Here is a 2,155-nt window from a genome sequence, read left to right as displayed (position 1 = left end):
TCTCTGACCAAAACCGAAACTGTTACGGAGTTTCAATCATGGCTGTTTTCAATCATAGCGCGGGGGTTGCTCGTGCCGACGATGCTGCCTATTCGTTCCGCCAGTTGTCTCAAGGCGTCCATCCGAACTTCCAACGTGTTGTCTCAGGCCTGCGGTATCTAAGCCTCGAGATGCAGGAGAGTGAGGTGTCTCGGGACGCGCTCGATGAGGCTTATACGGTGCTTCTGGCAGTTGCGACGGCGTATGCGATGAGGCATCAAGCGGAGGGGCGTATCAAGGCTTTGCACTTGCTTCAAGTGGTCACCGACTACGCTGATTCCGTCAAGGGCGCGTAGCGGCGTAGCGGACCCTTGACGGGCGCTGCCTGAGTACGCTGGAGGTGTGGGATTGGGGGAAGCCGGATCTCCCCCAATCCCATGCCGACTGCTGCGGTAAGAACTCTCTTACGCATCACTATTGCGTCAGGTGTTACACCTGACTATGATGTGCATCATTACCTATCTGGTGTCACATGCCTACTACCAATCCCCGAGTCAACGTCACGCTCAAACCTAGCCTTTACGCCGTGCTACAGCGGCTCAGCAAGGCTTCGGGCAACAGCATGTCCGGATTGATTGCCGAGTTCCTCGAACCGAACGAGGAGGTTTTCACGCGCATGGCGACCATCATCGAAGCTGCGGCCTCGATTCGGGACGAAGCAAAGGTAGAGGTCGCTGGCAGCATGAAGCGCGTTCAGACGCAGATAGAGGGCCTTCTCGGGCTGTCGGAGGACGTGTTTCAGGCTGTCGGTGCGGTGCAGGCTGACTTGCTGTCTGAGGTTGAGGCAGTCTCGCGACGCAGACGGCCGAGGACCGCAAGCGAGCCCTTGGGCCGCAGCGGTCGGCGGCCGGCGGCGGAGCCGACGGCTACCCCCTCTCTAACAGGGGGGTCACATCCCCCATTGACCGTAGCGAAAACAGCGGAGAAATTTGCCGCAAAGCCCCGTCACATAAGGAAGAGCGCGAAAAATGGTTGAATTCGACGCCTACACCGCGACTATGCGAGGCGTCGATGTCGGCGACGTCATTTCCTTACTCTTTGAAAGCAGAAAAGCTGGTTGGGATATGCGCCAGGGCAGGGGGCATCACGGGTTCGAATCGCGGGTAGGTTTGCGCGACGAAACGGGCTCTGAGGCTGCGGCGGTCGCTTGGGGTGGCGAGCATGGGGACCTGGTGATGGTCGAGGTGAAGGGCTTGCCGTCGCGTGAGGTTGTCCCGGCTATTCGAAAGCGATATCCGGAGCATGCTGTTACGCGGGTTGATTCGGCGTATGACCTCGATAAGCCGGGTGCTTGGGAGGATCTGTTGCGTGAGGTCGTCGACGTAAAGGATCAGTTCCGCTTGTGGGGAGAGAAGCGAGGCGATTGGGACAGACCTGAAGACGGTCGGACGATGTATCTCGGTGCTCCTACGAGCGTGGTGCGTACGCGGTTGTATGAGAAGGGTAAGCAGAAGGAATACCGCGGCTTGGGCCATCCTGATTGGGTTCGCCTTGAGGTGCAGATTAGGCCTAAGAAAGAGGCTAGGGAGGTCTACAACGGCCTCGAACCACTTGAGGTGTGGGGGGCGTCGCCCTTTACGCGTGAGCTTGCTGCAAGGGTGCTTAAGCGTGAGCTCAATCCGTTCCCAGCTGGGACGGTTCGGCGTCGAACCTCTGATGAGGCGGCGCTACGTCACATGTGTTACCAGTACGCCCCTCACTTGCTTCGCCTCGCTGCGGATGTAGGATCGTGGGACTGCGTTGGTCTTACGTTGCGAGACATGATCGCTCGTGTTCGTAGATCGGAGGAGTAACAGTATGGGTTGACGGTAGGGTGTAGTAGCGCGCCTGCCCGCAGGGAACGAGGACAGCCGCGCTACTACACCGGTATCGGTGTGTAGTACTACTAAGTTTGATTTTCGAAGCGAGAACCGAACGTGCTGGAACACGCTCGGCTCTCTGACCAAAACCGAAACTGTTACGGAGTTTCAATCATGGCTGTTTTCAATCATAGCGCGGGGGTTGCTCGTGCCGACGATGCTGCCTATTCGTTCCGCCAGTTGTCTCAAGGCGTCCATCCGAACTTCCAACGTGTTGTCTCAGGCCTGCGGTATCTAAGCCTCGAGATGCAGGAGAG

3 protein-coding genes are annotated in these 2,155 nt (G+C 58.0%); all 3 read left to right on the top strand.

Translation table 11 applies throughout. The features are described from left to right. The coding region (locus FAZ69_RS32910; RefSeq protein WP_206171258.1) for a hypothetical protein at positions 1–335 on the top strand (335 nt) is incomplete at its 5' end. A 176-nt stretch (positions 336–511) separates the two neighbouring features. Further along, a complete protein-coding gene (locus FAZ69_RS32905; protein ID WP_136899633.1) occupies positions 512–1,015 on the top strand; it encodes a hypothetical protein in 504 nt (167 codons plus the stop codon). Further along, a complete protein-coding gene (locus FAZ69_RS32900) occupies positions 1,008–1,832 on the top strand; it encodes a replication initiation factor domain-containing protein (RefSeq protein WP_136899631.1) in 825 nt (274 codons plus the stop codon). Before FAZ69_RS32905 ends, FAZ69_RS32900 begins: the two co-directional genes overlap by 8 nt. Positions 1,833–2,155 lie beyond the last annotated feature (323 nt).

It is taken from the genome of Trinickia terrae, from assembly GCF_005144415.1.
Taxonomy (GTDB): domain Bacteria; phylum Pseudomonadota; class Gammaproteobacteria; order Burkholderiales; family Burkholderiaceae; genus Trinickia_A; species Trinickia_A terrae.
Note: the sequence above shows the minus strand (reverse complement) of the source record. Positions and strands in the feature narration are given on the sequence as shown.

What these genes read in the sequence shown, in the direction of transcription:
- FAZ69_RS32905 (WP_136899633.1), top strand. Translation starts at nt 512, where the DNA reads ATGCCTACTACCAATCCCCGAGTCAACGTCACGCTCAAACCTAGCCTT.
- FAZ69_RS32900 (WP_136899631.1), top strand. Translation starts at nt 1,008, where the DNA reads ATGGTTGAATTCGACGCCTACACCGCGACTATGCGAGGCGTCGATGTC.